This window comes from Proteus hauseri (assembly GCF_040139125.1).
Taxonomy (GTDB): Bacteria; Pseudomonadota; Gammaproteobacteria; order Enterobacterales; family Enterobacteriaceae; genus Proteus; species Proteus hauseri_B.
Map to the genome: position 1 here is coordinate 50,680 of NZ_JBEEUB010000001.1, position 26,893 is coordinate 77,572.

The window sequence follows — 26,893 nt, forward strand, 5'->3', positions numbered from 1 at the left end:
TCAATATAAAGCTAGGTTATAACGCCTAGCTTTTTTATTGAAAACTGAATATGTCTTTTTTACTTAAGATGATTCATCAGGCTCAATATTTATATAGATTGATTGCTTTTAAACCGCTCATAATACTTTTCACATCCCTATTTCACATCCCTATTTCACATTCCAATCTAATATCCCAATCTGAAAATACTTTTTCTGCGTTATTTTATAAATACAAATGAAAATGATTACTATTTATATTGACTGACAGTCGGTCGTTGTTGTATGTTACCGACCCTGAGTCAATCATTATCTATTTTTCATTTTTGATGGAATTATCATGTTGCTATTACCTCAAAATAGACATTGCAAAAACAAGCAATTTAAAAAAGTCAGCCCATATCCTATTGTTATTTCAGCACTGTTTACATTAACAGTCCCCTCTCTTGTACAAGCTGAAAATATTGAAAAAATCGTCGTAACTGCCGGTAGTGCTAGTGAAAATGATGCACAACCTTATGGTTACGTCGCTAAAAAACAGACCACGGCAACTAAAAGTGATGCTTCATTATTAGAAACTCCACAAATGGTTTCTGTTGTTAACCGTGCTCAACTTGATAATTTACCTTCAGAGTCTATTAGTCAGGCATTGCGTTATAGCTCAGGAATTGTGAGTGAGAAATTTGGCGCATTTGGTAGTGGTATTGATTATTCTAAAATGCGCGGTTTCGATGCAGATTACTATCTTGATGGGCTAAGAATGCTAGGAAATAGCGGTATTTGGGCACCACAAGTTGATAGTTGGAGCTTGCAAAGCCTAGAAGCCGTACATGGTCCTGCATCTGCGTTATATGGTCAAGGTGGTGCTGGCGGTGTAATTAATATGACTTCACGCCGCCCGACTGCTGCAACTCAGCATCAAGTTCAACTGCAAGCGGGTAACAATAACAATCATGGAATAAAGTTTGATACCACATCAGCCATTAATGACGATGAAACTTGGTTATACCGTGTTTCAGGATTAGCACTTGAACAAGAGTCGCAAATCCCCTCTTCACGCCAAACACGTTTTCTTATTTCACCCGCAATAACATGGAAACCTAATGATTCTTTTAATTGGACGCTATTGGGTCAATATCAAAAAGAGCCTCGTCTTGGCTATTACAATACCTTACCGGCACAAGCATTAGGATTACTGCCTAACCCTAATGGTAAGGTTGATCCTAATCGAAACTATAACAATCAAAGTCATGATAATTCCCATCGAAAACAACAAGCTATAACTTCATTACTTGAATACCAACTGAATTCTCAGTGGCAATTTAAGCAAAACAGTCGCTTTATGAAAGTTGATACTGAAATTAGTCGTGACTATACCCGCGGATTTTTACCCGGAGATCGTTTCTTAACGGCGGTATATCAAGAAGCACCTAGTAAATCAGAAACATGGGTAACCGATAATCAGCTCATAGGTAAAATTGCTACTTGGGATATTGAACATACGCTAATGGCTGGATTTGATTATCAGCATGGTTATATGACTAAAGATTGGTGGGGTTCTCAAACTGTAAGTTTTGACCCTTGGGCGGAACATCATAAGCCGGATTTCACGCCTTATCTTGTATCACGCACATCAACAAAACAGCAATTTGATCGCTATGGCTATTATCTGCAAGATCACCTCCGTTGGCAGCAATGGAATTTATTGTTAAGTGGACGCTATGATAGTGCTGATTTAGATACCCATAATCAAATATCAGGTGTGACACAAACTAGTCATAATACGGCATGGAGTCACCGTATTGGATTAAGTTATCAATTTAATAATGGTTTTTCACCTTGGGTAAGTACATCAGACAGTTTTGATCCTATTTTAGGTACAGATGCTGACGGTAAAGCATTTATTCCTATGAAATCAAGGCAATATGAAGCGGGTATTAAATATCAAGATCCTCAAGCTTCTCGTTTAGTGAGTGTTGCTGTTTATGAGTTAACTCAAGAAAACGTCACAACGCATAATCCTAGAAATCCAGATTATTATCAGCAATCAGGTGAAATTCGCTCGCGTGGGGTTGAATTTGAAAGCAAATTAGCATTAACGCCGCAAGTTAATATGATGCTTAATTATGCTTATACACACAATATTGTTACCTCAACAAGTGATCCTTCAACGCTAAATAAACATCCGGTTCAAGTGCCAACGCATACTGGCTCTGCATGGATAGACTACCGTTTTCATCAGCCTTATCTTGATGGTGCATTACTGGGCGCTGGTGTTCGTTATTTAGGTTCAACCTATGGTGATAATATCAACACTTTTAAAGTACCTGCTGTATGGCTAGGCGATGTGAGTTTCCGTTATCAATTAGCGGCAATGAACAGTGAGTTACAAGGATTAGAATTAGGATTAACTGTCAGTAATTTAACCAACAAATCCTATGTTGCCAGTTGTACTAGTTCTACTTATTGTAGTGTGGGTACTGATAGGGTTGTTCTTGGTGTATTGAATTACTATTTTTAGGATATGAACATGGATAACTATCGGCGTTCATTACTAAAAGGTGCCAGTGCATTCTCATTATTATTAGCAAGCCCTTTTCCTGTTTATGCCAAACAAAAACAGAGGGTGATTGTTGATATTTTAAAACGAGAAATCACACTGTCGAGTAATTTAAATAAAATCTATATTGCAGATAGCGGTTTATTTTTACTCTATGCCACCATTTATACAGGCGCTCTTTATGAGCGTCTTATTGCCATGCCTTCTGCATTTCGTACTGCTGATTTAAGTCTGTATCGTCAATATACTCAAACATTCCCTCAACTCTTAGCGCTTCCTGAATTTAGTGCTATGTCGAGTGGGCATTTTAATAGTGAGAGACTTATTTCATTAAAACCCGATGTAATTATTATCGCGGTGGGTACTTATCGTGCAATTAGCGTTAATGGCGTATTGGATTTACTGACGAAAGCCAATATCCCTGTTGTTGTGCTGGATTTAAGTATCGACCCACTTAATAACACTCCAATAAGCACAACCATAATGGGAAACTTACTTGCTAATACGCAACGAAGCCAAGCTATGAACCTGTTTCGTCAACAGCAATTAGCGCAAGTTTCTCAAGTTTTGCAACAGACGCCCTTTATTCGCCCTACGGTTTTATTTGAACGAGCCGCCGGTTTTACACCGGAATGTTGTCTCTCTTATGGCAATGGCAGTATGGGACAAATGTTACAGGTTGCTGGTGGTAAAAACTTAGGATCTGAATATATAAAAAGTACCTACGGTTTATTAAATCAAGAGACCGTTATCTATTCCAAACCCGACAAAATATTTTTAACGGGTGCTGATTGGAGTGGTTACAACCCTACCGGTGATTGGATTAATTTAGGTCCAGGTGCTGATTTACAACACGCTAAATTGCAGCTGCAAATATTAATGCAACGTCTTGCTTATAAAACACTTAGTGCTGTTAAAAATCAGCAGGTTTACGCTATTTGGCACTCTTTTTATGATAGTCCATTTGGTTTTATTGCGGTGTTACAAATGGCGAAATGGTTGCACCCTAAACGATTTTCTCACCTTGATGCTGATGCTATTTTTCATGACTATTATGAAAAATTCCTCCCTGTTGAGTGGCAAGAAGGCTATTGGGTGACATTGCTTGATAAAGAAAAGGAATAATTATGTTTGATATCTATTCACCGGATCCTCTGCGAACTAAAGTTGAAGCGCAATCATCAGGTAAACGCACTATTTTGTATTCTGCTAAGGGACAACCTAATTATATGTATATAGTGCCTCGTTTTAATTTAAATGAGGTATCAGATAATTTGGGTAATTCTGTTCACCCAGCTTTTATTGTGAATGAAAAAATAAAAGAGGCTTTCTTTTATGCCTGTTACCCCGCATCACTTCATCAAAATGAACTATTAAGTTTACCGAATCAAAAACCAGCAACCTTATTTGATTTACCTACCTTTCAGCAGCGTTCACAGCAAACCGGAAAAGGTTTTCATGTAAGTACTCACGCCGAATGGGCAGCGCTTATGCTTTGGTGTCGTCACCATAAAATGAAAGAAGATGGCAATACTGATTATGGTCGTAGTTTTTTACATCCAGAACAAGAAACCACGCGAGTTGATGGCAGACCTGCGGGTGATACCGATTTTACAACGGGTGATCCAACCACATTAACGGCACCTCAATGGACAAATTGGTATCACGATAATAGTGAATTTGGTATTAGCGATTTATGTGGCAACCTTTGGGAATGGCAAAGTGGGATGCAATTAGATGCGGGTGAAATTCAGATAATTAAAGATAATAATGCGGTATTTTGTGGTGATTTATCCGTTGAAGAACAGTGGCATACATTGAGTTTATTAACAGGAAACACACTTCCCCCAAAAAGTGAAAATAGTGCAAAATATGATGCACCTTCTGACTATTGTGATGGTAATGCTGGGCTTCCTATTTTATCTACTTCAATAAAACACTATAACGGAGAGCCTACAGATAACGGTTACCCCGCCGGATTAATGGATGGCGAATTCAATGCAATATCATCACAAAATAATTGTGCTGTTGCTGATATTTTTAAAATATTAGGATTATATCCAGCAATTAATCAACAAGATAACGATCAGGTTTATCTTCGTAATTATGGAAAGCGAGCATTAATGCGAGGTGGTGCGTGGTATTCACAACAATATGCTGGAATGCGAACATTGTGTCTTAGCCACGGTGCTAATCATATCAGTACTTCTGTCGGTGGACGTACTGCTTGGATTGATATTTAATTTAATGCCCCATCAAAAATTACAATATTGATGGGGTATTATTTATAAACATATCGCTATATTAAAGGTGTGATTTTCTACTCGAATTTAACCACTTATAGCCTAACAATGCCGTCAACATGACAAGTAAACTCGCTGTTATGGCAACCCATGAGCCCGAATAAGTACTAAAATAATCAACAACTTGTCCTGTTAATGCGGCGCCAATTGCTACACCAATATTTAACCCGGCTAGTAACCAAGTCATTCCCTCTGTTAGCTTATTTTCAGGTATCGCCTTCTCAATAAGTGACATCGTCACGATCATCATTGGCGCAAAGAATATTCCAGAAATAAACACAACCCCACTTAAGCTATATACAGAACCAATAATTGCTAAAGGTAATGTGGTGATAAAGGTAGCAATACCTCCTATTAACAATAAACGATGCAATGGGCTTGATAATTTTACTGCACCAAAAACAAGCCCTGCAATACAAGAGCTTACTGCATAAGCTGAGAGAACTAGGCTTGCTGTTGCGGGATTACCGTGTAAATCGGCAAAAGCGACACTGAAGATATCGATAGTACCGACAATAATGCCCATAAATACCATAATCAGTGCTAGGATTTTTACTAGAGGAAAATGAATAACCGAGCTAGTTTGCTCTGTAGATAATATAGTCGCGTCATTTTCAACAGTAGGTTCGCTATTTCGTTGCATAGCCAGTAAAAACACGCCAACAGAAAGAAGGTTCGTGGCAATAAATATTCCAGCTTGAGGAAAAAGAGTCACACTAAGAGCAACAGCAATAGGTGGACCAATAATAAAGGTCACTTCATCTAATACCGTTTCTAATGAATAAGCGGTTTGTAATTGAGTGTCACTTTTATAAATGGCTGTCCATCTGGCTCTTATCATCGCTGAAATACATGGCATAAAGCCCATTAATATTGCAGCAACAAAAAACAGGCTTATATGCCACTGAAACCAAGAGGTAAATAGCATCAAGCTAGTACCTAACACACTGATTAATGTGAAAATAGGTAAAACATTACCTTGTCCATAACTATCCACTAATCGTGAAATCTGTGGTGATAACATGGCATAAGTAAAAACAAAACAGGCAGAAATCGCGCCTGCTAGAGCATAACTTCCTTGAGTTTGGGAAATCATCATAATAATACCAATACCCATCATCGGTAATGGTAAACGTGCAACTAACCCCGCTAGGGTAAATGATACAGTACCTTGGTGACTAAACAGCTTTTTATAAGCATCTATCATACTCTTCCTCATTTTTATCCTTGCCATTTAGACAACAGATTAAGATAATACATACATTGTGTATGTATAAATCATATATACATACGAACTGAATGTAAATATACAAACAGATCGTATGTATATTATTTAGGAGGATAAATGGCAAGACGAACTCGCGCTGAAATGGAAGAAACCAGGATGTTATTATTAGAAACGGCGAGAAAAGTTTTTTGTTATCAAGGTTATGCTGATGCATCTATGGATGAATTAACGGCTCAAGCGGGTTTAACTCGAGGGGCGTTATATCACCATTTCGGTGATAAAAAAGGCCTGTTATTAGCGGTTGTGGCTCAAATTGATACTGAAATGGATGCTCGTTTACAAGCGATATCAGATACTACCGCTGACCTTTGGCTCGCTTTTTCACAACGTTGCCATACCTATTTGGCGATGGCACTAGAACCAGAAATTCAGCGCATTGTTATGCGAGATGCTCGTGCTATTTTAAGTGATAAAGCTTCAGAACCATCCCAAAGTTGTATTACCTCAATGAGTGCAATGATCACTCAACTTATTGCTAATAACATTATTAAAGCTACCGATCCTGAAACTTTGGCACTATTTATTTATGGTAGTTTAGAAGCCGCTGCACTATGGATTGCGAATAGTCATGATGGCGATGCACAATTAAAAAAAGCACAATCTACGCTAGATATGCTGTTAAATAGTTTACGAGTTTAATGTCTATTCTAGGTGTGCTTTTTGCACTAATAAGCCTAGATATCTCATATTATCAGCAACAAAAAAATTAGATATATTAGGGTAATTTCAAGTTGTAATTACCCTAATGACTTAGGTGTGTAGCCATTTAATTTAATAACTGGCTAAACTGTTGATAGAGCATTTCACCTAATGTATCTGGTGTATATTCTGTGCTGGTTTCTAAATTATCAACCGCAGCATGCATTCCGTGATAAATCAGTGTACTGGTTAATTCCAGTTGCAACACTTGCCATGTATTATTCTTTGTTCCATCGATTAAAATAGCCTGCAATTGTTGCATTGCTCTATTTTCATGAACATTACCACTTTGATGAAAAGCTTGGTGAAATAGCATATCGTGTAATTCACGTTTTTCTACATAAGCAATAACACTGTTTTCACACCACTGTTTTAATTTAGCACGAGAATTATGTAGCTCACATTTTGCTATTGCCTCTGCGACTTTTTCAAGATACCAGTCCATATAACGCGTTCTTAACGCTTCAAGAATATCGGTTTTAGCCGCAAAATAGTGATAATAAGTTCCTTTAGCAACGCCCGCTTTTTTTACAATCTCGCTAACTGTTGTTGCTTCAAATCCTTTCTCAAGAAAGAGTGCTTCGGCAGCGTTCATTAATTCTTCTAAACGAATTTCTGCTGGCTTAGTTCTTGGTTTGTCTGTTGATTGCTCTTCTAATGACATTGCTTATCCCCTTCAAGTCGCCTGCAAAGGTTACTCTATATTGAGTTTAGTCTCAATGGTGATAAATGAAACTCATTATCAATAAGCATTGACCGACGGTCGGTCGAGTATTATGATGGCGATATTATTTAGCAACCAAGGCAGTAAATGTATGACTTATTTAAAACGATTGTCACTAATTAGTGCTATCTGCTTAGGGACTTTTATGGCAACACTGGATATCAGTATTGTGAATGTTGCACTGCCAACAATTCAGAATGATATTCATGCTGATATGGCAACTTTACAGTGGATTGTCGATGCCTATGCGCTCTGTCTATCCGCCTGTATTCTCTCTTCAGGTCCATTAAGTGACCGCTTTGGCAGAAAAAAAGTGTGGTTATGGGGTGTTATTGTTTTTACATTAGGCTCGCTTATTTGCGCTGTTGCACAACAGCATACCGTATTAATTTTAGGGCGTATTATTCAAGGTGTTGCAGCCGCTGCACTTATTCCTGGTGCGCTATCATTAATTACTCACGCTTTTCCTATCGATATTGAACGTATTCGTATTATTGGGATTTGGTCTTCGGTTAGTGCATTATCACTTATTATTGGTCCTATTTTAGGCGGTATTTTAGTTCACACTAGCGGCTGGCCAAGTATATTTCTAATTAATATTCCTATTGGAATTATTACCGTATTGCTTGGTTGGTATGGATTAAAAGAGAGTGCAGATCCTGAGAATGTTGCCCTTGATCCATTTGGGCAAATAACCAGTATGTTAGGACTAGGTCTACTCACCTACGGTTTAATTGAAGCGGGTTCTGTCGGTTGGACACATATAAGAACACTTTCCACATTAATTTCTGGTGTTATTTTCCTTGCGCTTTTTGTAACAATAGAAAAACGAGTTGCCAGACCACTATTGCCGTTAGGTTTATTTAAAGATCGTGCTTTTTTTCAATATAACCTCTCTTCTTTTACATTGGGTTTTGCCACTTATAGTAATGTGTTTTTTATCGCGTTCTTTTTACAAAAAGCCCAAGGATGGAGTGCATTAGAAACGGGTTGGAGAATGGCACCTGAGTTTATTGCAATGGCCCTTTTCTCTATGACATTTGGTCGTTTCTCCGCCTATTTTTCTGTTAGAAAACTGATGATTTGTGGTTTCTTATTTATTGCTGTTTCATCATGTTTATTAGCTACATTACATACAGATAGTCATTATGGAATAACCGGTAGCTATTTATTTATTCTTGGTGCAGGAATGGGGCTATCTACCCCCGCTATTGGTGCTTTAGTTATGAAAAGTGTCGAGCCATCTCGTTCAGGAATGGCATCAGCAACGATGAATGCATTAAGACAAACTGGTATGACGATGGGAATTGCGTTATTAGGTACGCTAATGGTGCAACAAGCTATTCATTATATGGTTGCTCAAAGTCAGCTATTAGGAATATCAGTAAATTATATTGATATTATTGGATTGGTTACTGAAAATATGGGTGATGGTTTAGATGCTTCTTTATTAACACTCTTGCCTGAAGCATTTAATTCTGGTTTTGCTTATGCAATTGCAACCGCGGGTATATCTTGTTTTATTACTTTATTAGTCGTGCTCTATCCAGCTAAAGCAAATAATAAAGCGGTTCATCAGCAAATTACTGAATAGCCAAAATGCATTATAAATGCTCAGATAAATAATCAAGAAAATGGTCAATGTTACGTGAAAGCGAACTCCGACTAGCGTAAATGGCTAATAAATCTATAGAGGCGGGTTGTTGCGGAAAATGAATAGCCCGCAGTTCTCCCGCTTTTATTGCATCTGTACAACAATGTTCTGCCAATATTGCAAATCCCAACCCCTGTAATACCCCAGCTTTAGCTAAAATAGCGCTGTTAACGCGGTAACGGCTATTAATATTTATTTTTATCGGCTTTTTATGCTCATCAATAAATATCCAAGGTTGCCCTTCAATGGCGCTTAAACTTGAAATACAAGGTAATTGGCTAAGTTGTCCTATTTCGGTTGGTATTCCTGTTTTAGCTAATAATTTATCTGATGCCACAACAATACTTCTCCATGTTTTAATGACACGAGAGTGGTAGCTGCTATCAGATAAATTGCCCCGATGAAAGGTTAGTAATAAATCGATATCGTCATCGATAACATTACGAGGCATAAGCTGAGTATCACACTGAATAATAAGATTAGGATGAAGTGCAGCAAAACCCGCTAAAATATCAGCAAGTAATTCGCTGCCATATTCACTAGGAATAGTTAAACGGAAAGTGCCTGTTAATGGACCATTACTTGTAATTTGACTAACAGTATCATCAAGCTCGGCTAGTGTTTTATTTCCTTGTTGATAGAGTGCTTTACCCTGCTCTGTTAATCGCATTTGTCGGGTTGTTCTATCTATTAACTTACAGTTAAGTTGTTGCTCAAGTTGTTTTATTGCTCGGCTAATATTAGAAGTAGGAATTGATAATTGGCGTGCAGCACCCACAAATTGCTTTTGCTCTGCAACAGCTAAAAAAATACGCAATAAATTAAGGTCAATCTGCATAACGTTATCACTGCCTATCGTATTATTCGTTGTTTAATATAGGCAGTGTAGCATCCATTGTTCTTTATCTGTAAAAAGTTCTTTATCTGTAAAAAGTTCTTTATCTGTAAAAATTAGCAGTAACCATAAGACATTAATTTTTGATAGCGCTTCTCTAACAGCGCTTCAATTGATAATGTTTTTAGCTGAGCTAAGTCAATAAGAAGTTGCTGTTTAAGAAATTCTGCGGTTTGTTGGTGTTGGCGATGAGCGCCCCCTAAAGGTTCAGGTATAATGGCATCAATAATGCCTAAAGATTGTAACTTAGGTGCTGTCATTCCCATGGCTTCGGCGGCCTGTGGCGCCTTATCTGAATTTTTCCATAAAATAGAGGCACAACCTTCTGGTGATATTGCAGCATAAGTACTGTATTGCAGCATATTAACGCGATCACCAACACCTATCGCTAATGCTCCACCAGAACAGCCCTCTCCAGTAATAGTACAAATAACGGGTGTTTTTAAGCGCGACATCTCTAAAATATTACGGGCAATGGCTTCAGCTTGTCCTCGTTCTTCCGCGCCAACACCAGGATAAGCCCCTGCTGAGTCAATAAAAATAATCACAGGTAAGTGAAAACGTTCTGCCATTTTCATTAAACGTAGTGATTTACGATAACCTTCTGGTGATGGCATCCCAAAGTTACGACGAATTTTCTCTTTAGTATCGCGACCTTTTTGTTGTCCGATAATCATAACGGGCATGTTATCTAGACGCGCTAATCCAGCAACAATTGCTTTATCGTCAGCATAAGCTCGATCGCCTGCTAACTCTTGGAAATCAGTAAAAATTGCCTTGATATAATCTAAGGTATAAGGACGCATTGGATGTCGTGCTAATTGCACAATTTCCCAAGCACCTAAATCAGCAAAAATGGAACGTGTTAATGAGAGGCTTTTTTGTCGTAAACGGGTTATCTCTTCATCTAAATTAATTCCGCTAGGTTCATCTTGAGACTGCTTAAAAGTCAGAAGTGCATCGATTTTTTCGTCTAATTCTACAATTGGTTTTTCAAATTCAAGATGAATATAGGACATAACAAACCTCGTGCTTAATGCAGCAATAACAAACAATAATCGGCTCAGTCTAAAAAAAATGACCGACAGAGGGTAGTTATAAATCTGATAAACAGTGTTATCAAAAGTGGGACAATCAAGTTAAAGCGATAAATAACAGAATATCAAATTAGGAAAATGAGTAATAAATAATGAGGTAGAGACAAAAAGAGTGATATTTATCATTATAGTCTATACAGAAATCGATAACTCAGGTATTAATTTATGTAGTACCAAACCATTGTTTTTCACCCGAAAAAATATCGCAGTGCCTTTAGGTATATCTAATAATTTCAACAATAAAATAAAGATAATATGCTCTCGAAAAAAACACTATCCACAACTGCATTGCTATTTTCATCACTTCTTCTCACTATCGGAAGAGGTGCAACATTACCTTTTATGGCAATTTACTTATCGCGCCAATATCAAATGGCGGTTGATGATATTGGTATTGCTATGTCGATAGCATTAACAACAGGGATCTTTTTTAGTCTAGGTTTTGGCATGTTAGCGGATAAGTTTGAAAAAAAACGCTATATGCTCATTGCTATCGCGACTTTTATTATCGGGTTTGCAGCTATTCCTCTGGTTAATAGCACAATTCTGGTCGTTATATTCTTTTCTGTGATTAATTGCTCTTACTTAGTTTTTTCGACCGTTTTAAAGGCTTACTTTTCAGAAACGCTTTCAATTTCGGCTAAACCAAAAATATTTTCATTAAACTATACCTTTATTAATATGGGGTGGACGGTAGGTCCACCTATTGGTACGTTGCTATTAATGTATGGTACTCAACTCCCTTTTTGGTTAGCCGCAGTTTCAGCAACCATTCCTCTATTTGTTATCCAACTTTTTGTTCAACGTTCTAAAAGCACAAATAGTGGTGATGAAAATAGTGTTAAGTGGGATCCAAAAATAATGTTGAAAGATAGAGCATTAAGTTGGTTTGTGCTCTCTACTTTTTTTGGCACATTAACTTTTGGCTCTTTTGCTTCTTGTATTTCACAATATATTTTGGTTGTTTACGATGCTAAATTGGCAGAAACCGTTATTGCGGTCGTTTTACCGGTGAATGCAGCAATTGTGGTTTCGCTACAATATATTGTTGGCAAACATGTTACCGCTGATAGGTTACGTAAATTAATGACATTAGGCACCCTCTTTTTTATGTTAGGGTTAGGTGGCTTTATGTTGGCTGATGATAACTTGGTACTTTGGGCGCTTGCCATTGCTGTGTTCACTTTTGGCGAATTAATTTATGCACCAGGCGAGTATATGATGATTGATAACATTGCTCCTTTAGGAATGAAAGCAAGTTATTTCTCTGCACAATCATTAGGTTGGTTAGGTGCCGCACTTAATCCATTAGCGAGTGGATTTATTTTGACCTCGCTCCCACCCACTTCTTTATTTGCTATTTTAATGGGTGTTGCTGCATTAGCTTGGTTTTGTATGATACAAGGAATGAATGCAAGTCGATTTAAATTATCGACAGTTTAATATTATATATTTGACCAAGTTATTTTAACAAAAAAGTAAAAGGTACATGATGTTATATGCCTTTTACTTCTTTTATAAATTTTTTATTATGTTTTTTAATTTTATTATTGTAGTTGTGATGTTATTATTTTGATTTTAATAATTTAAATTAATTAACTCTATCTATGGTTGGCTATTATTTAAATGGATATTATTAAAGTTATTGCCATTTAATTTTTATTTGGTTAACAGAATGATACTGTTTTTATTTTTTATTTTCAGAAATTGTATAGAACAATATTCATAACGACTTAGACACCATTTCACTTGTTTTTTATCTATTGTTTGCTGTAGTGCTTTTTCCCATGATTGAGCCGCTGACTCCCATTTTGCTTGGCGTTCTTTATCACTTGCCAATTGAGCATAATCGATATTTTTTTTTATACCTCTTCGTATTCTTGAGCACATATTACACCTCTTATTATGGTGTACCCTATATATAGCATTACTTATAATGTATTATTTGTTATATGCCATAATAGCGATAACCACTTTTGATGAAAAACATCAGATTCGACATTTTTAGTGCCGTGCAATATAGAGTTAATTGACCTATTTGCAGTGAAACTGACATCGCTCGTTGTGGCTGCACCATCAATTTTGTGCTTAATTGATTTAAATATCCACTTTCTAAGAGTGCTAAATTATCTAATCTATTTAAAACTATTTTTACTTGATTTAATAGTGTAAATAATCTTAATAAATTTAATTCTAAAAATATTTAAGTAATACGCATTGCGTCTTTATTTATTTTTATGATTTTTATTGTTTTCATTACTATTTATCATTATTAAGTATATTACTTAAACTTAAGTAATAGTTATTGATTAATATGGTGACAATAGTTGTTATTTCATTAGATTTAAAATTTTTGCTAGTCTTTATTTTTTGATAAACTAATTTATAATTTTAAACCTATGCCTTTATATTATTTTTAATGGTTTATAATGAGTGTCGTTTAGTAATGTTATTATTTAGAAACTCGTTTAAGTACGCTATTAATACTTATTGGAAAAAAATCATTCACATCAACGCCAACATTAATTGCATTTTTTCCTAAAATATCTAACCGTTTGCGTTGAGAGGGATCTTTACCTGAATTATGGACATGACCATATAAATGAATAGCATCACGAAAGAAACCTGACCACTCTAAAATTGGGTAATGAAACATGATAATCTTACGTTTTTGATAATCAAGTTCATAATAATCTTTAACCCATTCAAATGCTGAAGCATCGAATTCTGGATCATCAAGGAATTTATCGTGATTTCCTCGAATAAGGTATTTTTTACCATTTAACCTGTGCAATATACGATTGGCATCTTTGCCTGTTCCGCGATAAAGAAAGTCACCAAGAATATAAATTTCATCATTATCTGTTACATAAGCGTTCCAGTTATGGATTAATGAATCGTTCATATGGCTAATGCTATTGAAGGGACGATGACAAAGATTGAGAATATTGGAATGGCAAAAATGAGTATCGGAAGTAAAATAAATCATAGTAATTTCTTAATAAAATTTTAAAAGTTAACCTCGGAAAATGAGTTTCCCTTGGTCTGTATAATGATATTTTTTCAAAATGTTCTCCTTCTGTTAGTTAATATAAAATAGTTAAATAAATACCAAACGACTAAACAAAAACAATATCATAATGTGTTACTGCCTTTGATTTTGTCGTCGATAGCCTGATAAAGAGCTACCTGTTTCTCGTTTAAAGTATCGACATAAATAAGAGGGATCCTCAAAGTTAAGCTTTAATGAGATCTCATTTACTGATAACACAGTATGAGTTAATAAGGCTTTTATTTCAAGAATAACCTGTCTATTAATCAATGTTTTAGGTGCATCATTAAAAAATTGTTTTGTTATCTGTGAAAGATAAAACGGTGTAATATTAAGGCAATCTGCATAAAAAGCAACATCACGGTGCTGATGGCACTGTTTCCCTATTAACTCCCAAAATTGCCAACAAAGGTGCTCTTTGCGTGAAAACTCTTTTTTAGCAAGAGAAAAATGAGTGGGAATAGATTCAGTAATGGCAAAAAAGAGGTTTTGTAAGTGGTTTCGTAACATGACTTTCTGATGCTCAGGATACTCTTTTTGTATATATTTTATTTGTAATATCCAACGATTTAACGCTTCAACCTGTTCTATTTTAGGACGACAAATAGGATTATCATAAAGAAATGAAAATAATGTATTAGAGAGCGAATAAGCAATCTCTGAGGCAAAAGATTTATCAATAAAACAGTAAAAAAGACGAAAATTAGCCGTTCTTTTTAATAGCATGGTGATTGTATCATCGCCTAATACCAAAATATCGTTAGGTTTAATTGTGTAATTTTGAAAACCAATATTAATCACCCCTCGCCCTTCTAAACACACCATAACCACAATATAAGACAATGGTAGTGGATACCCTATTTCATTTAACATATTAGTTTCACCAACAATAATATGAGGTGATTTATTTGATGATGCTGCATTTAGTTGTGATAACGCTTGGCTTAGCATAAGTGTAATTATCTTAAATAGAATTGATTAGTATTGAAGTTACGCAATAAGAGTTTTTATTTTTGACGAAAAAAATGAATATCTCAAGCTATTAATTCTATTTAGTTGTCAAAAGTACCGAAAGTGCCTGTTTTTTGCCATTCTTTTTTTATCAGTGTTAATTAAAATGCTCGTATCTTAAAGCAGTAAGCTAAATAGCAGATTGTTTATTTTATAATTTTATAAGTGATTAAAATGAAAGTATTAAAAACAGAAAGGTTATTATTACGCCCATGGCAAGAGTCAGATGCAGAAAGCTTATATCACTACGCTAAAGATGAGCGTATCGGTCCTATTGCGGGATGGCCTGTTCATAAAAATGTTGAAGAAAGTGGTGAAATAATTCGTACTATTTTTATGCGTGATGAAGTTTATGCTGTGACATTAAAAGATGATGATAATGCTATAGGTTTGATTGGTTTGTCTTTTACTCAAGATAGTAATTTCCCTATTGGGAATAACGATGCTGAAGTTTCTTATTGGATTGGCGTGCCTTATTGGGGCAAGGGTTTAATACCTGAAGCAATAAAAGAAATAAATCGCCATGCCTTTGAAGATCTGGCGTTGGATAACTTATGGTGTGGTTATTTTGCCGATAATGAGAAATCTAAAAAAGCACAAGAAAAATGTGGATTTAAATATCATCATATTATTGAAAAACAATATGTTGAGTTTTTAGATGAGGTTAAAATAGAAAACATTAGCTGTCTCACTAGAGATGATTGGTTAGAAATAGAAAAACAGTAATAATCACGATATATAACGACAATAAAAAACCACCAAAGGGTATACTCTTCTGGTGGTTTTTTATTAATCTATAACAGACTAAAAATTAAGCAGCATCTAAAGCTTGTGCTAAGTCTGCAATTAAATCTTGAGGGTTTTCAATGCCAATAGATAAACGAATGGTCGTATCTTGAATACCAATGTTATGGCGCAATTCAACAGGTACACCTGAATGAGTGGTTGAACCTGGATGACATGCCAATGATTCTGTACCACCCAGACTAACAGCAAGTTTAAAGATTTTCATTGCATTAAGGAAACGGAAAGCCTCAGCTTCACCACCTTGAATATCAAATGAAAACGTTGAGCCAGCACCAGTACACTGTTTAGCAAATACTTTAGCTTCGGCTGAAGTTTCATCAGCGAAAGGTAAATAGTGAATAGTATCCACTTTTTTATGATCACGCAGAAATTGAGCAACTAATAAGGCATTTTGATTTGCCTTTTCCATGCGTATTTGTAGTGTTTCTAAGGAGCGTCCTAACATCCAGCATGAATGTGGATCAAGCTGCGTACCAATTGCGCCTCTTAATAAGCGAATTTGGTTAATTAATGGACGTGAGCCCATTGCCGCACCAGCAACTAAATCAGAATGTCCACCCACATATTTTGTTAATGAATAAACAGAGATATCTGCACCTTGTTCAATTGGGCGCTGGTAAACCGGTCCTAATAAAGTGTTATCACAAACAATGAGAGGACGATAACCTTGAGTTTGCTCCAGATTATCTGCAACTAATTTTAGCGCAGCAATATCAACTAATGAGTTGGTTGGATTTGCTGGTGTCTCTGCAAAAATAACAGCGACACGCCCTTTTTGACTCGCCTTTTTAGCTTGTTCTTGGATCAGTGAAAGATTTAATCCATCGGTAAAAGGTGTCGCTTGAATACCAAATTTAGCTAAGGTTTTAGCTATTAATGTTTCTGTTCCACCGTAAAGCGGCTGAGAATGTAAAATCACATCACCCGGTTGAGTTAATGCCATTAATGTCGTTGTTATTGCCGACATTCCTGATGAAAATAGCACGCAGGATTCGGTATTTTCATAAAGAGCTAATCTATCTTCTACAATTTCACTATTTGGCTGATTAAAGCGGGAATAAACTAAGCCGGCTTTTTCGCCTTCAGGTAACGGTTTTCTTCCGCTAACAGTATCAAAAAAAGCTTTACCCTCTTCTGCACTTTTAAAGATAAAGGTTGAGGTTAAAAATACAGGTGGTTTTACCGAACCTTCTGAGAGTAATGGATCATAACCATAGCTCATCATTAATGTTTCTGGTGATAACTTATGAGTGCCAATATATTGTTTTTCTAATTGAGAATTAGCCATTTTTGTTTCTTTTAGTTAGTAAAGGATGTTTTATCATACTGAAAAAAATTCACGTTGTTAGATTGTTTTATCAGGTATAAAAACTAGTAGTTATATAAATTAATTATCATTGTTTGCATTATTGGCGTTTTATACCGTAAAAAATAATCTGACTGAGATATAGCTATATAGTAGAGCCAAAAATCCAACAACTTCCACTGATGAAAATATTTAAGATAAGTTGGAGTATATGATTAATTCTAAAATAATCAGATTTAAAGGTATTTGGGTTTAAAGGTAAATAGATTAAGCGATAGTTATTTACCTTTAAGATACTAAGCATCGTGTAGAGACAAGACAGATGCGATTACCATGCTCTAATTGCATCGCCTTTATACAACTCTTTTACTTTCAATTCGATTTGTCTTGATTGAAGCACATTGATGAGTTTTTTGATTTTCTCATCATTTTTATTGTCTTCACGAGTGACAATAATATTTGCATAAGGTGAGGTTTTATTTTCTAAAATCAAACCGTCGCGTGTTGCTAACAAACCCATTTGAGAAGAAAAATTATTATTAATAATGGCAATGCTAATTTTAGGGTGGCTCAGTGCATCGGTTAATTTGGGTGTGTCAAATTCCACAAAAACGAGTTCTTTGGGATTATAAATAATATCTGCGGTTGTAGGTAAAAATCCCACGCCATCTTTTAAAGTGATAAGCTGGTTTTCTGCTAATAATAATAATGCTCTACCACGCATAGTAGACTCATTTGAAATAGCAACCTGTGCACCAAGTTCTAGTTCATTAATATCACTTATTTTTTTTGAGTATGCCGCAAGAGGAAAAATAAAGGTCTTACTGGCAATATGAAACTTATAATTGTGTTCTTTCATTTGAGCTTGAAGGTAAGGAATTGATTGAAACGCATTTGCATCTACTTCTTTATTTTCGAGTACTTTATTAGGCTGTATATAATCATTAAAAGCAATAACTTCAACATCTAACCCTTCAGTTAATTTTGCTAAGCGAATGACTTCTTCCCAAATTACTTGATCGGGTCCAGTATTAATTGCCACTTTTACTTTATTTTCATTCTCTTGAGAACAAGATATGGTAAATAGTGTTATTGAGACCAGAAGTAAACCCGTAATAATCTCCTTCATATCTCCCTCTTTAACGGACCACGATAAAAAACAAGTTATCAGTAATATCCCAACTTAAGAAATATCTTAGTAATAGATTAATAACAAGGAACAAGAAATGATACAAGAGGTCAATGCACATAAAAAAAGGAATATTAGCGACATGTTCCTAACTCATTGTTTTATAAGGGTAAAATAAACTCATCTCATTTGGAGTGGTTGACTTTTATTATATTTGTTATTCACTAATAATTTTATTAAAACAGCTGTCAGAAAGTGCATCATCTACACTCAGATAATCCATCTCAGTTACACAGTGAGATGCGTATTTCCATCTATACAGCTCTTCATTATTATTTTCTTGGGCTGCTATCGTATAACTGGAAAATCGAACAGGTGTTGGTTTTAACAGATTGTTACCACTTTTTTCTAAACTTAACAAAATAACGTAGTCATTTTTCTCAATAAATTTAAAGTTAGATATTTTTATATTAGTATCTTTAATTTTATTATCATAAAGGCTTAGTGCATTAGCGTAGATGGAGGGCACAATATAAACTTTATCGTTATTGCCTTTTATATAAACTGTGACCATATCGACAGTTGTAGTGCTATTTAAGGCTCGTCTAGACTTAATAACGATGTCTTTAACACCGTCTCCATTAAAGTCGATAAGATTAACGCCATACTCTAAACCAATATCGGAAGATATTGCTGTAAATGGCATTAATGTGAAAAGTACCCCTACCCCAAGTCTCTTTATCTTATTCATTAGATTGGCTTCTTCTTCGTTTGTTATCTGAGCATCAGACTACTTTGTGCCAATGATTAGTCAAGGGGATTTATGTTTCAAAATAATACAAAACAATTTAATTTAGTGAATAAATTATTGCTGATTAAAAAAATATATTTCTATCTCTTACCAAAAGAGCAGATAAAACGATGTAAACTTAACTTTAAAAAAGAAAATTATTATTAATATAATGCAATATAGTTTTTGAGATCGCCAATACGTTCTTTAGTTTTATCTTTTAAACAGCTGCTATACACCATCGGTGCTAAGCTGCCACCTTGGTAATAATCTGCTTCATATTGACAAGAGAGATTACGAAAGTTTATCCATACTACTTGGGCTTGTTTTAATTGTTCTTTACGAATGTTATCTAGCTTTGCATGATATTGCTGATAAATACGATTAAGCTCATCATCTTGCTGTTGAAAATCGAGTTGAACACACTGATTTATTTCTGCTTGGGTTGCTGCATTACGACAATCAAAATTATCTGCTTGTAAATGTATAGACCAAAATAATATACCTCCAGATATTGCGCTTAATAAAATAAGTTTTTTCATCATACCATCCATTTACCGATTAAAAATATTACTAAATACTATTTATTTTCACTAAAAAAAAGCGAGAATAAAATAACCCTTTGATGATTATAGCAATTTTTATAAAGTAACGATTCGATGAAGATCAGTATTAAATAGGCTATTTTGTACTATCATTTTCCGATATTTATTTATGGCTACAGTAATTATACTGAAATTGTATTTATAAGAAATATATTTTTAATATAAATTTAAAAAAAAACCAACTTAATTTAGTTGGTTTTTAACAAATAACATCACTTTATGATTATTTAAATAAAATTTATAAAATATTTTATTTTGTATTTACTCTATTTTTACGCTCAAACAATTTTAATAAACCTTTAACCGTGACGTCTAATTGGCTTTTTTCTGAGAAATCGGCAGGAAGAACATAATTCGCCCGCTCTTCGGCGATCAGTTTTTGCACCTTATTTTGTGTTTGAGATTCTTGCCATTTATCAACATCGAATACAGCAAGTGAAAATCCGCCTTGATAACGAACCATCTTCATTGATGGAATATCGGTATCCCCATCACCAAAGTAGATCATGCGTTCAAAGGGAATATCGCGTTCTTCAGGTTCTATAAACTCATTAACAGCTTCGTTATTCCAAGCGTTACCAATACCTTTATTTATTCTAAAAAGGAATTGCGTTTTTGTCGTGTAATTAATGGCTAATACGGGCCATAATGCTTTTAGTCCATTCTCTGAATAGTAATATTTGCAAGCATAAATCTGTTCAAATTGGGAACCAATAGCAGATCCTTTTATCATTTCAGTTAATCCACTAGAAATAATATAGTGCTTAATCTCTAAGCCATGCTGTTGCCCATATTCATTGATTCGTTCAAACCACTCTTTTACTCCCTCAAAAAGTGGAATCGATTGACCATGTTTTCTCAGATTTTCTTGGCTTAATTGATTTGAACCTAGACTATTGGCTTTTTCTGCCAATACACCAAGATAAGATAATATTTCATCACCATCATTTTCTTTGGCTCGTTTTTTTACTTCTTGCCAAAATTGTGCAATTTCCTCGGGTGATTGAATACCTAAGCTTGGCATTACACCATGCTGCGCACAATCCCCTTTAGCTAATGTTCCATCAAAATCATAAATGAGTGCGCATTTGAGTTGGGTTTCCATAACATTATTTCCCTTTTCTCTGAAAATTTCATCGTGATACGCTATAGATCTATGTGATATTCAATAACATCACGAATTTTTGTCAATGCATCATGCAATAAATTGAGATCAATAGACGCGAGTGCAATACGAATAGCGTGTGGAATATGAGGTGTAGTTGCATAAGGTTCTGCTGTTGCAACAGATATCTGTAAACGATGTAATGCTGCCGTTATTTGATCAGCTCTTGTTTCATCGGGTAATGGGATCCATAAAAAATAAGAGGTAGGATGTCGAATTATTGTGATACCACTAAACACTTCATCCACCATTTTTTGCCGCATTTTGGCATCTTTGCGTAATAACACCTCTAATTTATCAACCGTACCCTCTTTTATCCAACGGCAAACAATCGCTGTCATTAATGCTGGCGTATTCCAAGTTGTCACCCTAATTGCACGTTCAAGTGATAGGATATTTTTGCTTGGCGCAACGATAAATCCCACTCGTAATCCGGATGCAACATTTTTAGAAAAACCAGAGATATAGTAAGTAATATCGGGTGCCAGTGTGACTATTGCGGGTGGTGGGTTTTTAACTAAAAACGAGTAAGTCGCATCTTCAATTAAAAGAAAATGGTATTTCCTTGCCAAATTAATTAACTGTTTACGCTGTGCTAGCGTTAAAACCCATCCCATTGGATTATGCAATGTTGGCATACAATATAATGCCCGAATGGTTCTTTGTTTGCATAAAGCTTCTAACTTCTTAAAATCTGTTCCCAATGGTGTAATGGGCACAGCAACAATTTCTAAATGATGAGCAAGTGCCGCTAACTTAAAACCGGGATAGCTTAAGGCATCAACCGCGACAACATCACCTGGTTTTAATAAGCTCAGTAAAGTGAGAGCGATACCTTGCTGGGCGCCACTGGTAATAACAATATTATTAGCTTCAGCTGTAATATTTCGTTGTTTTAAGTAGTGAGAGATAATCATTTTCTCATGCATTTTACCACTATGAGGTTGATAACGTAAAAGAGACTCAATTTCTCCAGAGGTTGAGAGCCGTTTTAGTTCACTACGAAGCAGCTCAGCTTGAACGGGTAGTGATGGATAATTAAAGTTTAAATCTAACATATCGGCTGCTGCGGGATTTTCTATTCCATGATTTATAGGCAGCGATAACTCTCTAACAAATGTCCCTCTTCCCGTTTCACCACGAATTAAACCCATATTTTCAAGCTCAGCATAAACACGACTTGCAGTAGCCAATGACATTTTATGTTCAGTGGCTAATTGTCTATGTGTTGGCAAGCGAGTACCCGGTAATAGTTTTCCATTACGAATATCTTCAGCAAATTTATCAACTAATGATTTATAGCGTGGTTGCGCCATCGAAATTGTATCCATGACAATTATTTGATTGTCATGATTGTGCTCCATAATATAAGCCACAGCAAGTTACACATAGGCATGTCTATAAACCAGCTGTAATCCTAAGCATTGAAAAATATAACCCTTTGCTTTAATTAAATATTAATCATAATAAAAACGGATCACCTTATGCATCAAGTTAGTCAAAATGAACGAAAAAATGGATGGATTAATGGCTTTATTGGCATGTTAATTTTTAGTGGTTCACTACCCGCAACAAAAGCGGCAGTACTTGGATTTGATCCTCTTTTTCTTACTGCAGCAAGAGCAACAATTGCCGGGCTTTTATCTCTTGCTATGTTATTACTTTATAAAGAAAAACTACCTACGCAACGACAGTGGATATCATTAACGGTCGTCTCTTTGGGGGTTGTTGTGGGTTTTCCGTTATTAACAGCGATTGCATTACAAGAAATGACTTCGGCACACTCTTTGGTTTTTTTGGCGCTATTACCTCTTTCAACAGCGATATTTGCTGTAATACGTGGTGGTGAAAAACCACGACCTATTTTCTGGTTATTTTCTATTCTTGGTAGTTTATTAGTGATGGGATATGCCATATCTCAAGGTGGAACTTCTTCTCTTAGTGCCAATATATTGATGATAGCATCTGTTATTGTGTGTGGATTAGGTTATGCAGAAGGTGCGACATTAACGAAAGCGCTTGGTGGTTGGCAAGTTATTTGCTGGGCATTGATTGTTTCATTACCTGTTATGCTTATTCTTACTATTATTCTTATTCCAGTTTCATTTAATGTTATTAGCACTTCTGCATGGGTAGGATTAGGTTATGTTTCGATTTTTAGTATGCTAATTGGCTTTATTTTTTGGTATAAGGGACTTTCTCAAGGTGGGATTGCCGCAGTGGGTCAACTTCAATTGTTACAGCCATTTTTTGGATTAGCGTTAGCTGCAACATTACTTAATGAATCAGTGAATATGATTATGTTACTAGTGACGATAGGTGTTATTTTTTGTGTTGCTGGCTCACGAAAATATGCATAACACTATATGTCATAGGTAATAGTGAATGCGTTTACTCCTCGCCCATAAATAAACTGCACTTTATAAATAGGCGAGGATTTAAAAATGATTTTGCTAATTAAAGCTCACATTTTGTTTTTAATACTGATGTTTTCTTGTGGTAATCAAGTGCAAACTCAATCAGCTTAGTAATAAGTGATTTATATTCTAGCCCTGCACTTTGCCATAATTTTGGATACATACTGATATTCGTGAAACCAGGTAGTGTATTGATCTCATTAATTATTACACGGTTATCTTGTGTTAAAAACACATCAACGCGCGCCATACCTAAACAGTTTAATACGCGATAAGCTTTTAGCGCAATTTGACGAATATGTAGACTCACATCGTCATTCATGACTGCTGGAACCACAACTTTAGCGCCATCGTCATCGATATATTTTGTGTTATAGGCATAAAATGCATCGTTTAAAACAATTTCACCACAAGGGCTGACTTCAGGATTTTCATTACCTAATACGGCGCACTCAATTTCGCGTCCTACAATGGCACTTTCAACAATAACTTTTAAGTCATATTCAAATGCCATAGCTAATGCTGCATTAAATTCGTCTTCGTTATTAACTTTGCTAATACCGACAGAAGAGCCTAGGTTTGCTGGTTTAATAAAAAGAGGGAGACCTAATTGGCGCACCATTTCATTGTAAGGAATATCATTAATTTGATGTTTCATTACCGTAATAAATGGCGCAATAGCTAAACCTGCGCCATCTAATAGGCGTTTAGTCACATCTTTATCCATACAAGCCGCAGAGCTAATGATATTTGGTCCTACGTAAGGCATATCAATCATATGTAATAAGCCTTGTAATGTACCATCTTCACCATAAGCACCGTGAACGATAGGGAAAACGACATCAATTTGTGGTAACGCTTTGCCATCTTCAAGAGAGATAAACTGGTTTTGTGTACTGCCAGGAATAATTGCAACAGCTCGTAACGGTTTGTTTAATGAGATAGTAGTAGGGTTATCGCTATTTAATAAATAATCAGTCTCTGAATACTCATGCCACTGCCCTTGTTCATTAATACCGATTAAGCACAGGTCGAATTTCGTTCGATCTAATTCATTAATAATGTTTTTTGCTGACTGAAGTGAAACTTGATGTTCGGTAGATTTACCACCAAAAATAATAGCGACTCTTAATTTACTCATTTTCTAACCTTTTATAGGACAGCTATAGCGAATAGGTAGCAATATATCATGATCAAAACGCCCGATGTAGGTAGATAGTTCTTATCTGCGAAAAATTACGATAAAATGATGAAATTCTATGATTTAGCGCGTTAAAAAATCACTATTTTGCTCAGCGGCTACTTTACATGGGTAACAATGCTATTGAGGATAAGATGAGTACAACAATAGATAAAAAACAAGAGAAAAAACAGCTTGCCGAAATGGATATTACAGAGGTATCACAAGCAACGGGACTCGCCTCTTCAGCCATTCGTTATTATGAAAAAAAAGGATTGATTAACTCTATAGGACGCAAAGGGTTAAAACGTGTCTATCATCCAGATATTCTTACTCGTTTAGCATTGATATCTTTGGCTCAGCAAGCTCATTTTTCGTTAGATGAAATAGCTCAACTGAGTGCTAACCAGAAAACACCTGAAATTGACAGAAATATAGTTCATTTGAAAATTGAAGAAATTGATAAAAAAATTAATGAACTTATTCAATTAAAAAAAGGATTGGAACATATCCGCGTTTGCCCTGAAGAGAACCATTTCCAGTGCCGCCATTTTCAGAAAGTTTTAGCCTCCAGCCTTGAAAATAATAAAAAACGTATTGCCAAAAAGTAACCGTACCGTTTTTTAAAACAGTGCTTATCTTAATTAAACCAATCAATTAAATAGTTATTAATTAGCTATAATATCTTATTGACTTGAAGTTAACTTCAAGTTGTATGATGCCGGCATATTTATTTATTTGCCTTATTGGAGATATTTATGCCCAAATCTGTTTGGTGGTTGGCATTCTCTTTAGCACTTTTTATTACGGGAAATGCATTAGTATTATCTGTTGCCGTTGTGGTTGGTGAACAATTAGCAGAGGATCCTATTTATGCAACGGTACCTTTATTAAGTCAGTATATTGGTATTATATCAGCGACGATCCCCATGGCTCATTTTATGATGAAATATTCACGTAAAGCGGGTTTTATTATCGGTAATATAAGCGGTTTAATTGGTGCGTTATTATCTATTGCGGGTATTTATTTGCATAGCTTGGTTCTGTTTTCATTAGGGACGCTGTTTACGGGCGTTGCTATAGGTACAGCACAACAATATCGATTTGCCGCAATTGAAGAAACCCCGGTTAATATGCATGCCAAAGCTATTGGATTGGTAATGAGTGGTGGGATTATTGCGGCAGTTATTGGACCCACTTTAGCGGTTGTTACGCGCCAATTATTTGCAGATTATCCTTTTATTGGTCCTTTTACTGCTCTTAGTGTGATTTATAGTTTGGCTTTTATTGTTTTACTAAAAATCCCATTAACTAAAGTCGTTAAACCAAAAGTTGATAGCACAGAGAAAATCAGAAATTATAGCCAGCTTTATAGCCAACCTCTGTTATTTCTTGTGACAGTAGTGAGCGCGATTGGCTACGGAATTTTGGTTTATACCATGGCGGCAATACCCTTATCAATGAAACAGAGTGGTTTTGAGTTTTCTACGATAGCATTTGTTTTTCAATGTCATATTTTAGGTATGTTTGCCCCCTCTTTTATTACTGGTCAGCTTATTCATCGATTTGGCGTTAAGATCTTTTTCTTCACGGCTATCTTACTGTTAATTGTCGCCTTAAGTATTCATTTGCTAGGGGAGAGTTTTTACCACTACTTGTTTGGTTTTGTTTTAGTGGGAATTTCATGGAATTTAAACTTAATTAGTTCAACACATTTACTGTCGAAGACGTATTTGCCCCATGAGCGAGCAAAAGTGCAAGGTACTAATGATTTTTTCATTTTTTTCTTAGGCGGATTAGGCAGTATTGCTGGAGGAATCGCTTTCCATTTTTTAGGTTGGCAAAATACTAATACTATCAGTGTTACCCTTGCTTTAGTCATTTTATTATCTGCAATAAAATTACGAAAATATCTTCCTACACATCAAACTATACATTAAGAAAACAAGTTTTAATTTAATTCTAAAATCTCTGCCGCCTATAAGTTGTAGAGATTTTAATTATAAGCGGGTTATTCAGCTTGAGTTTGATAAACACACAAAATGATACGGTTTAGCAGATATGGCTTATTGCAGTAATGAAATGCATTTTGCTAGAATAGGCATCCCCATTAACCCATTCATTTAACTAAGGAGGCTAATTATGTTGTTGTGTGATCTTATTGAATATTCACACTTCTTTGGTAATCGTAATAGCTCAGGCTCTCACAGTTTTTTACTGCGTTAACCTGCC

At 35.4% G+C, this 26,893-nt stretch carries 24 protein-coding genes; 10 read left to right on the plus strand and 14 right to left on the minus strand.

What is annotated here, in order from left to right; translation table 11 throughout:
• Positions 1-319 precede the first annotated feature (319 nt).
• From ABN099_RS00255 to ABN099_RS00265, 3 genes are read left to right on the plus strand one after another with little or no spacing between them, the layout of a single operon-like run.
• Entirely contained in the window at positions 320-2,500 is a 2,181-nt protein-coding gene (locus ABN099_RS00255) for a TonB-dependent siderophore receptor (RefSeq protein ID WP_349461666.1), read from the plus strand.
• 9 nt (positions 2,501-2,509) lie between these two features.
• Positions 2,510-3,664, plus strand: coding sequence for an ABC transporter substrate-binding protein (locus ABN099_RS00260; protein ID WP_349461668.1), 1,155 nt, complete (start codon positions 2,510-2,512; stop codon positions 3,662-3,664).
• 2 nt (positions 3,665-3,666) lie between these two features.
• Positions 3,667-4,782 carry a hypothetical protein gene (locus tag ABN099_RS00265; protein ID WP_349461669.1) on the plus strand — a complete coding sequence of 372 codons (1,116 nt, stop codon included), beginning with the start codon at positions 3,667-3,669 and terminating at the stop codon, positions 4,780-4,782.
• Positions 4,783-4,843: 61 nt separating this feature from the next.
• On the opposite strand, the gene ABN099_RS00270 is transcribed toward ABN099_RS00265, so the two are convergent.
• Positions 4,844-6,049, minus strand: a complete 1,206-nt coding sequence (locus tag ABN099_RS00270; protein ID WP_349461670.1) for an MFS transporter — start codon at positions 6,047-6,049, stop codon at positions 4,844-4,846.
• 138 nt (positions 6,050-6,187) lie between these two features.
• On the opposite strand from ABN099_RS00270, the gene ABN099_RS00275 reads away from it, so the two are divergent.
• Positions 6,188-6,769, plus strand: coding sequence for a TetR/AcrR family transcriptional regulator (locus tag ABN099_RS00275; RefSeq protein ID WP_349461671.1), 582 nt, complete (start codon positions 6,188-6,190; stop codon positions 6,767-6,769).
• Positions 6,770-6,896: 127 nt separating this feature from the next.
• On the opposite strand, the gene ABN099_RS00280 is transcribed toward ABN099_RS00275, so the two are convergent.
• Positions 6,897-7,493, minus strand: coding sequence for a TetR/AcrR family transcriptional regulator (locus ABN099_RS00280; RefSeq protein WP_349461672.1), 597 nt, complete (start codon positions 7,491-7,493; stop codon positions 6,897-6,899).
• A gap of 151 nt (positions 7,494-7,644) precedes the next feature.
• Between ABN099_RS00280 and ABN099_RS00285 the strand changes: the two genes are divergently transcribed.
• Positions 7,645-9,147, plus strand: a complete 1,503-nt coding sequence (locus ABN099_RS00285; protein WP_349461673.1) for an MFS transporter — start codon at positions 7,645-7,647, stop codon at positions 9,145-9,147.
• Positions 9,148-9,157: 10 nt separating this feature from the next.
• Here the strand turns inward: ABN099_RS00285 and ABN099_RS00290 are convergent, their stop codons facing one another.
• Together ABN099_RS00290 and accA are read right to left on the minus strand one after the other, a co-directional pair.
• Positions 9,158-10,045 (minus strand): LysR family transcriptional regulator, encoded by an 888-nt coding sequence (locus ABN099_RS00290; protein WP_349461674.1) that lies wholly within the window; start codon positions 10,043-10,045, stop codon positions 9,158-9,160.
• A 113-nt stretch (positions 10,046-10,158) separates the two neighbouring features.
• Positions 10,159-11,121, minus strand: a complete 963-nt coding sequence (accA, locus tag ABN099_RS00295; protein WP_349461675.1) for an acetyl-CoA carboxylase carboxyl transferase subunit alpha — start codon at positions 11,119-11,121, stop codon at positions 10,159-10,161.
• A gap of 333 nt (positions 11,122-11,454) precedes the next feature.
• Between accA and ydeE the strand changes: the two genes are divergently transcribed.
• Positions 11,455-12,642, plus strand: a complete 1,188-nt coding sequence (gene ydeE, locus ABN099_RS00300) for an efflux MFS transporter YdeE (protein WP_349461676.1) — start codon at positions 11,455-11,457, stop codon at positions 12,640-12,642.
• 216 nt (positions 12,643-12,858) lie between these two features.
• Here ydeE and ABN099_RS00305 read toward each other — a convergent pair whose 3' ends face one another.
• The 3 genes from ABN099_RS00305 to ABN099_RS00315 all read right to left on the minus strand — a co-directional run bounded on the left by ABN099_RS00305 (position 12,859) and on the right by ABN099_RS00315 (position 15,202).
• Entirely contained in the window at positions 12,859-13,089 is a 231-nt protein-coding gene (locus ABN099_RS00305) for an ANR family transcriptional regulator (RefSeq protein ID WP_349461677.1), read from the minus strand.
• 562 nt (positions 13,090-13,651) lie between these two features.
• The gene (locus ABN099_RS00310) at positions 13,652-14,188 is read right to left on the minus strand and encodes a metallophosphoesterase (RefSeq protein WP_349461679.1); all 537 of its coding nucleotides are present in this window, start codon (positions 14,186-14,188) and stop codon (positions 13,652-13,654) included.
• A gap of 156 nt (positions 14,189-14,344) precedes the next feature.
• Positions 14,345-15,202, minus strand: coding sequence for an AraC family transcriptional regulator (locus ABN099_RS00315; RefSeq protein WP_349461680.1), 858 nt, complete (start codon positions 15,200-15,202; stop codon positions 14,345-14,347).
• 234 nt (positions 15,203-15,436) lie between these two features.
• On the opposite strand from ABN099_RS00315, the gene ABN099_RS00320 reads away from it, so the two are divergent.
• Complete coding sequence (locus ABN099_RS00320) at positions 15,437-15,988, plus strand: GNAT family N-acetyltransferase (protein ID WP_349461681.1); 552 nt, start codon at positions 15,437-15,439, stop codon at positions 15,986-15,988.
• Positions 15,989-16,073: 85 nt separating this feature from the next.
• Here the strand turns inward: ABN099_RS00320 and ABN099_RS00325 are convergent, their stop codons facing one another.
• From ABN099_RS00325 to ABN099_RS00350, 6 genes are all read right to left on the minus strand, one after another.
• Positions 16,074-17,357, minus strand: a complete 1,284-nt coding sequence (locus ABN099_RS00325) for a cystathionine gamma-synthase family protein (protein WP_349461682.1) — start codon at positions 17,355-17,357, stop codon at positions 16,074-16,076.
• Positions 17,358-17,703: 346 nt separating this feature from the next.
• A complete protein-coding gene (locus ABN099_RS00330; RefSeq protein WP_349461683.1) occupies positions 17,704-18,504 on the minus strand; it encodes a MetQ/NlpA family lipoprotein in 801 nt (266 codons plus the stop codon).
• 217 nt (positions 18,505-18,721) lie between these two features.
• Complete coding sequence (locus ABN099_RS00335; protein WP_349461684.1) at positions 18,722-19,255, minus strand: carbapenem self-resistance protein CarG family protein; 534 nt, start codon at positions 19,253-19,255, stop codon at positions 18,722-18,724.
• Between the two features lie 203 nt (positions 19,256-19,458).
• Positions 19,459-19,839, minus strand: coding sequence for a lysozyme inhibitor LprI family protein (locus ABN099_RS00340; protein WP_349461685.1), 381 nt, complete (start codon positions 19,837-19,839; stop codon positions 19,459-19,461).
• Positions 19,840-20,149: 310 nt separating this feature from the next.
• Entirely contained in the window at positions 20,150-21,004 is an 855-nt protein-coding gene (locus ABN099_RS00345) for a haloacid dehalogenase-like hydrolase (RefSeq protein ID WP_349461686.1), read from the minus strand.
• Positions 21,005-21,045: 41 nt separating this feature from the next.
• Entirely contained in the window at positions 21,046-22,380 is a 1,335-nt protein-coding gene (locus ABN099_RS00350; RefSeq protein ID WP_349461687.1) for a PLP-dependent aminotransferase family protein, read from the minus strand.
• Between the two features lie 168 nt (positions 22,381-22,548).
• Between ABN099_RS00350 and ABN099_RS00355 the strand changes: the two genes are divergently transcribed.
• Positions 22,549-23,424, plus strand: a complete 876-nt coding sequence (locus ABN099_RS00355) for a DMT family transporter (protein WP_349461688.1) — start codon at positions 22,549-22,551, stop codon at positions 23,422-23,424.
• A 97-nt stretch (positions 23,425-23,521) separates the two neighbouring features.
• On the opposite strand, the gene ddlA is transcribed toward ABN099_RS00355, so the two are convergent.
• Entirely contained in the window at positions 23,522-24,622 is a 1,101-nt protein-coding gene (ddlA, locus tag ABN099_RS00360; RefSeq protein ID WP_349461689.1) for a D-alanine--D-alanine ligase, read from the minus strand.
• A gap of 194 nt (positions 24,623-24,816) precedes the next feature.
• Between ddlA and ABN099_RS00365 the strand changes: the two genes are divergently transcribed.
• Positions 24,817-25,272, plus strand: coding sequence for a helix-turn-helix domain-containing protein (locus tag ABN099_RS00365; RefSeq protein ID WP_349461690.1), 456 nt, complete (start codon positions 24,817-24,819; stop codon positions 25,270-25,272).
• Between the two features lie 147 nt (positions 25,273-25,419).
• The gene (locus tag ABN099_RS00370) at positions 25,420-26,601 is read left to right on the plus strand and encodes an MFS transporter (protein ID WP_349461691.1); all 1,182 of its coding nucleotides are present in this window, start codon (positions 25,420-25,422) and stop codon (positions 26,599-26,601) included.
• Positions 26,602-26,893 lie beyond the last annotated feature (292 nt).